Origin of the sequence: Acinetobacter sp. CIP 102136, from assembly GCF_000369685.1 — a bacterium.
GTDB lineage: Bacteria > Pseudomonadota > Gammaproteobacteria > Pseudomonadales > Moraxellaceae > Acinetobacter > Acinetobacter fasciculus.
In genome coordinates, this window is the sequence record NZ_KB850145.1 from 1 (window position 1) to 6,877 (window position 6,877).

The 6,877-nt window shown below is 36.2% G+C and carries 6 protein-coding genes and 1 pseudogene; 5 read left to right on the forward strand and 2 right to left on the reverse strand.

Going from position 1 to position 6,877, the window contains the following annotated elements:
• Positions 1 to 336 precede the first annotated feature (336 nt).
• From F893_RS15515 to F893_RS15525, 3 genes are all read left to right on the forward strand, one after another.
• Entirely contained in the window at positions 337 to 837 is a 501-nt protein-coding gene (locus F893_RS15515) for a YqhA family protein (protein ID WP_005248994.1), read from the forward strand.
• Between the two features lie 133 nt (positions 838 to 970).
• On the forward strand, positions 971 to 1,426 hold the full coding sequence (locus F893_RS15520; protein ID WP_004647755.1) for a helix-turn-helix domain-containing protein: 456 nt from the start codon (positions 971 to 973) through the stop codon (positions 1,424 to 1,426).
• A 16-nt stretch (positions 1,427 to 1,442) separates the two neighbouring features.
• Positions 1,443 to 1,982 (forward strand): IS630 family transposase, encoded by a 540-nt coding sequence (locus F893_RS15525; RefSeq protein WP_228761479.1) that lies wholly within the window; start codon positions 1,443 to 1,445, stop codon positions 1,980 to 1,982.
• 34 nt (positions 1,983 to 2,016) lie between these two features.
• Here the strand turns inward: F893_RS15525 and F893_RS15530 are convergent, their stop codons facing one another.
• Positions 2,017 to 2,214, reverse strand: coding sequence for a hypothetical protein (locus F893_RS15530; protein ID WP_155757270.1), 198 nt, complete (start codon positions 2,212 to 2,214; stop codon positions 2,017 to 2,019).
• Positions 2,204 to 2,560 (reverse strand): hypothetical protein, encoded by a 357-nt coding sequence (locus F893_RS15535; protein WP_005253211.1) that lies wholly within the window; start codon positions 2,558 to 2,560, stop codon positions 2,204 to 2,206. The genes F893_RS15530 and F893_RS15535 overlap by 11 nt, the downstream gene beginning before the upstream one ends.
• 650 nt (positions 2,561 to 3,210) lie before the next feature.
• Here F893_RS15535 and F893_RS15540 point away from each other — a divergent pair.
• A pseudogene (locus F893_RS15540) lies at positions 3,211 to 3,872 on the forward strand (IS5 family transposase); the annotation flags it as partial.
• 294 nt (positions 3,873 to 4,166) lie between these two features.
• On the forward strand, positions 4,167 to 6,877 hold a 2,711-nt coding region (locus tag F893_RS15545; RefSeq protein WP_005253215.1), incomplete at its 3' end, for an ESPR-type extended signal peptide-containing protein.

Consider the following 6,877-nt stretch of genomic DNA (forward strand, 5'->3'; position numbering starts at 1 on the left):
ATTAATATACAAGTGTACTTCGTATAACCGCCATTATGTTAAATACGGATATTAAAAACTTAATTAGATATGAATCTCTAGAGCTATCAATATTTTCTTTTTCCATTCAATTTACTATCTGTGATTTAACTTTTTAAATAATTTTCAACAAATTAATTCAAATTTTAGAAATAAATTATCAATTATATAAAATAGTTAGGTAGTATCAAAGATAGGGACTACGGTTGTAAGTTTTGTATGGCAATTCAACCAATGCTGCTTTTTTCAAGTCAATTGCTTATTCGCAATTTTGATTAAATAATTGGTTGGTTTTTACATTTTAAGGGATGTTATAAAGTGCTCCAAAATTTTTTTGAAAAGAGTAGGTTTTTAGTTATCATAGTTATTATAAATTGTATAATTTCATCTATTTTTTTATATTTATCAACAATATATTTACTTATAGATGCTATAACTTTTATTGTTAAAAATATATACGCAACTAATTTTGAAGTAAAAATAGTTGTTGTTAAATTTTTAAAAATCCTTGATGTTTCATTAATTGCTATTACATTTCATTTAATTTCAGCAGGTTTTTATAAATTATTTATTCAACAAGCTATTTTTACCAACAGTTCATTTCTTAAGACACTATCAATTAATAAGTTCCATGATCTAAAAGTTATTATATTACATGTATCTATTATAATTATAGTAATTCTGTTTTTAGAAGATATCGTTGTTTATGGAGGAACTTTAGCCAACTTATATGCTGGTATTTCTTCTAGTTTAGTAATATTAGCAATAATTTTTACTTGTAAGCTATTTGGTAACGATCATCACAAAGACGATGAATAACTTAGATTATAGACATACATTTAAAATTACTCTTTTCATTTATGCATTTAATTGAAGCAAAGATTAGAGATCTTAAGTTGACAAAAATAACTAATGATGCGAAAAGGTTTTTTTAGTTAACAGATGTTCACACATGCCTAGAATTGTTTCTGTACCACTTAGTTTAGAACAGCGAGAACGACTCATTTTTCTGGTCAAGCATGCAAAACATTGGCGTGAAAGGCAACGTGCCCAAACTATTCTCTGGCTTTCCGAAGGTAAAAGTGTTGCGGAAGTTGCCACTCTACAAGAACGTATCCCAGAAACCATAAGGCTACAACGCCGACGTTGGGAATTGTATGAGTTTGAATCGATTAAAGAAGGTCATCGCTCAGGTCGACCCAATACATTGATCTCAGACTATCAGGCGAAAATCCTAGATTGGGTCAATACAAGTCCACTCAATGCAGAACAAATCCGAGTCAAACTACATGAAGAATACGAAGTGTCCGTGTCTGTTGAAACCATTCGTAAGTTTTTACGGGATTCAGGTATGGTCTTCAAGCGTACCCGTCATAGCTTGAAAAAAAAGAGATCCGATTGCATTTGAACAAGCAACACAGCAGATTGAAGAATTACGAGAGCAAGCGGCACGTGGTGAAATTATATTAGGTTATGTTGATGAAACAGGATTTTCATCTACACCTGATAACCGCTATGCGTGGACAAAGATAGGTGATGTTCATGCGGTTGATGCAATAAGATTAAAACGAGTTAATGTCATGGGGTGTTTGCTTTCAACGGGGAAACTGGTGACAAGCTGTTTACAAGAGTCAGTGACAAGTACTTGGTTTTATGCCTATTTAACTGGAATAGCTCAACGAGTAAAACAGACGTATAACCTTCCATTGGTTCTTATTGTTGATAATGCCTCGATTCATAGAAGTAAAAAGATGGCTGATTACAGAGAGCTACTTAAAACTAACTTTTCGACGAATCTGTATTTTATTCCAGCTTATAGCCCTGAGTTAAATCGAATCGAGATGGTATGGAAGCAGATGAAATATTATTGGCGAGATTTTCAAGTCATGACAGCTGACAAAATAGAGCAATGGGTGGAGAAAGTATCAAACCAATTCGGAAAAGAATACATGTTTACTTTTTAATGACAACTTAAGGTATTCAGAAAAAATGTCTAATTTAAACTTCACTGAACTCAAAAATTACAGCTTCAAATAGAAATATTACACTCATTTTTTTAATCAAAAAATCTGCATGCTTGGTTTTTTCTTTATGAAAAAACCAAAAATTTTCTAAAAAATCTCGACCAGGATTCAGAACTTTTCTCACTCCAAATTTTAAATTTTTTTCATACTTACTTTCAAATTTAGCTTTCATTTTCTCTTTCATATTCTTTTAACTTATAGAACTGATCAATAGTACATACCAATGAGTTTTTCAGGAAAAATAAGGATGATGCTAAATCATTTAGAATTGGGAATACTTCATTTGAGTGTTGGCTAAGAATTTCTGTTTTCTTAATGTCTCTCCAATCTTGAAACAGGATAACAGCAGTATAAGCAGTAAGTATTGTTGCTGCCGTGCCGGATACATCTTTAATAAAGCTCAGAGTATCATCAGTAAAAGGTAGAGATATTGCCGAAATTACTATTACTAAGATCGTTAGTAAACAAACTGCTAGCCAAAATTTATTCTCAATATTTTCTTTATTTTTTAGAAACATATAGCACTCGAATTTTCAGTTTTCCTAAAATTAACATAATACACCTTATACGAAACGTGTTATAATTTTCATTAGAAATCAATGCTGTAGTTTCTAGTTTATAGCCCAATCGAGCCCGTTTGGGCTTTTTTTATGATTTTTCATGTTCCACGAATATTCTTTAATCAATGTTCCACGGTTTTGATTAGATATTTTAATCATTCCAGTAAGAGCCGGCGAGTGTCTACGAGCGACCACCTGGCATTAAAATTTCGCCCCTGCCTTTTCTCTGATTACAAGCTCCCTTTCGATTTTAAACGGTAGGTACAGAGCATCCCGAATGGGTGCGAACTTTGGAGCTTTTGCTTTTCAAAAAGTTATAAAATATAAATCCTTATTTAAGTTTTTATAACGCAGTATTCCATTAACCTTTTTGATTAAAAAAGCACCATTAAAGTTGGACTTAAGAAAGTCCAATTTTAATGGTGCTGATGAAAATCATCACTTTGTAAAAATGAGTTTCAGTAGTTTTATAAATATTAAACTACTATAAGATCCAATCTCTTATTTCCATTGGAAACCAAAAGAGACACCACCACCAAAGTCACCGCGGCTGTTACCTGTTCCAGCAGCCTTATATACCCATTAATTGTTTTCAGTTATTCCACTGACCGGATTACTCCACCCTCTGTAGACGACAAAAGCATATTGATATTGCGATAAGCTATCAAAAAAGTCATGAGGGACTACATCTATTGGTCGACTCAACTAGCTTAAAGTTTTTAGGCGAAGGCGAATGGAAACGCAAGAAACATCAGCCTGAATATCGTCGCCAATGGCATAAGCTTCATATTGCTATAGATGCTGAAACCCTTCAAATACGTGCAGTACAACTCACCACAAATAATGTCAGCGATTCACAAGTACTTAGTGATTTACTTGATCAGATTCCATTGGATGAGCAAATAGACTCTGTTTATACCGATGGAGCTTATGACACAAAAAGATGCCGTCAAGTCATTGCAGATCGACAAGCACATGCAGTGATTCCTCCTAGAAAAAATGCAAGACCTTGGAAAGATACAAAATCACATTCTCAGGAGCGAAATGAATTACTTCGAACAGTTAAACGTTTAGGCAGAACACTATGGAAAAAATGGTCAGGCTATCATCGGCGAAGTTTGGTGGAAACCAAGATGCATTGCATCAAATTATTAGGGGAGAAACTCAGCGCTAAAAATTTAACAATCAAGTCAACGAGATTCATGCACGTGTGGCAGTCTTAAAGAAATTTACAGAATTAGGTCAACCTCATACCCAAGTTGCCACTTAAATTTGGATCACTTAGGGGCAGCTGTGCATTTCAAGCCTTTGTGCAACAAAGCCGGGTCAAAGTGTGATTTACTTCTCACAAGAAAAACTTTATTTTACTCTATAATAAACTTCTTGCGTTAGTCAAAATTTAAACAGCCCAAAGCTACATTTTATAAGGTTTTAGCCAATTCAAAAATTAGGTAAAACGATACTTTCGCAAGAGGTCTAATAAATTACATTTTTTTACTTGGTAAACCGACTTGTATACATAAGGCTACAAGTTCTAACTTCTTTTCTGCATTTGGAAATTATTATGAATAAGGTTTATAAGGTTGTATGGAATGCATCTTTGGGTATTTGGGTAGCGGTTTCTGAGTTAGCCAAAGGAAAAACAAAAAGTCATTGTAGTGTCGAAGCTTCTTGTTTACAAAATCAACAACTAGAAGATGTTTCATTAAGCTCAGTTTTTAACTACAAAATTCTATCTCTTGCAATTTTTACAGTCTTTACTGCAAATTTTGCATTTGCTGGTTATGAAGCAGGAGGAGGATCAACCTTTGCAAACTGTACGCGTACATCAACCGGATCAGGGGCGGAGGGTGCAGGAATTGCTATTGCAAATGAAACCAGTATTGCTTGTGCTCCTGCAGTTGAGTCTTTAGCTATAGGTGCAAATATTGCAGCTTTAGGTGCGCAATCAACAGTAGTTGGTAATGATGTCATTGCTTCAACAACTGCCACTCAATCAGTAGTTATTGGTTCTAATTTTAATACAAACCCTACTACATCGAATGGTAAAGGTGGTGTGGCAATAGGTAGTGGTTTATCTACTATCCATAAAAGCCCAATCGCTGACGGACAAGGATCTTTGGCGTTAGGATCGAGTGGCGATGGTACAGCTATAAATGGCACAATATACAATCAACAAGGGCCTGATGCTAAGGCGGCTTATAGTGCGGCATTAATGGCGGGCTCTCAAACTGCAACTGGTGCAGATAGATCTATAGCTTTTGGTGTAGATGCTAAAGTTGCAGCTAATACAGTTGATAGTATTGCACTAGGAACAACAAGTGCTACTTCTGCTAATAACACCGTTGCTATAGGTAAAAATGCAAATGCCAATGTTCTTAACTCCGTTGCATTAGGTGCGGGTTCCACTACAACTGCACAGGCGGGTAATTCTTTTCTAACGAATGTCGCACCTTCTGCTACGAATGGCGTAGTTTCAGTTGGTACGACTAGCGCAACTCGACGCATTCAGAATGTCGCTGATGGTGCCGCCCTTACTGATGCCGTGAATGTAGCGCAATTAGACAAGGCTTATGATGACGCACATAGCCGATTAGCAACTGCTTTGGGTGGTGGAGCAGCCTATGATCCAGCCACAAATGCGTATACAGTACCGAACTATAATGTCACTACCGATCCAAATGCAGGAACAAAAACGGGTAATGTAAATAATGTTGGTGCTGCACTTTCTGGTTTAGATACAGCGGTAAATAAAGCAATAATATTTAATGCTAATGCAGGTAGTTCAACTAATAAACTTGGATCAACATTAAATATTACTGGTGGTCTTGCAGGTACTGGTTCAAACGCAAATGTCAAAACTGTCATTACGGGAAATACAGTTGATATCCAAATTGCAGATGCCCCTACATTTTCTGGTACTGTAACTGCTGGAAATCTTGCAACTGGTGGCACATTAAGTGTTACAGGCGTGAGTAATTTAAATGGTGGGGCAAACTTAAATAACCAAAAAATTACTAATCTTGCTGCAGGTACCGCACCTGGTGATGCGGTTAATTTTAGCCAATTAACCACAACTAACAACAACGTAACTACAGCACAAAATACAGCGAATACTGCTTTAACTAATGCTAATAATGCACAGACTTCTGCAAATGCAGCGCAAAGTACAGCTAACAATGCTTTAACTGAAGCACAAAAAGGTTTGAATTTTAGAGCAAATGCTGGTGCTACAGATAAAGTTAGTTTAGGTGAAACCATCACCCTAGCAGATGGAACTAATACAACTGCAACTTATGATGCTGCTACAAATACGTATAAATATAACGTGGTTGATGCGCCTACATTTACAGGTACAGTTACAGCAGGAAATCTTGCAACTGGTGGCACATTGAGTGTTACGGGAGTAAGTAATCTAAATGGTGGTGCAAATTTAAATAATCAAAAGATTACAAATGTTGCAGCAGGTACAGCATCAGGTGATGCGGTTAACTTTGGTCAGTTAACTACCACGAATAACAATGTAACGACTGCGCAAAATGCAGCAAATGCGGCACAGACATCGGCAAATGCAGCTCAAACTACTGCCAATTCAGCATTAACAGAAGCACAAAAAGGTTTGAATTTTAGAGCAAATGCAGGTGCTACAGATAAAGTTAGCTTAGGTGAAACAGTTACTTTAGCCGATGGTACTAATACCACTGTAACTTATGATGCTGCTACAAATACGTATAAATATAGCGTAGTAGATGCGCCTACATTTACAGGTACAGTTACAGCAGGAAATCTTGCAACTGGTGGCACATTAAGTGTAACGGGAGTAAGTAATCTAAATGGTGGTGCAAACCTAAATAATCAAAAGATCACAAATGTTGCAGCAGGTACAGCATCAGGTGATGCGGTTAACTTTGGTCAGTTAACTACTACGAATAATAACGTAACGACTGCGCAAACTACAGCGAATTCAGCACTAGCAGAAGCACAAAAAGGCATTAATTTTGGTGATGGTAGTACCTCAAATAACTATGCGTTGGGAGAAACTATCAATGTTAAAGGTGATAGTAATATCAACAGTGTTACTACTGCAGGTGGTGTGCAATTAAGTTTAGCATCGGATATTAGTGTCGACAGCGTGACCACAGGTAACAGTAAGCTCGACAACAGTGGCTTAGTGATTACAGGTGGGCCAAGCATCACGACAGCGGGCAGTAAGCTCGACAACAGTGGCTTAGTGATTACAGGTGGCCCAAGCATCACGACTACAGGTATTAATGC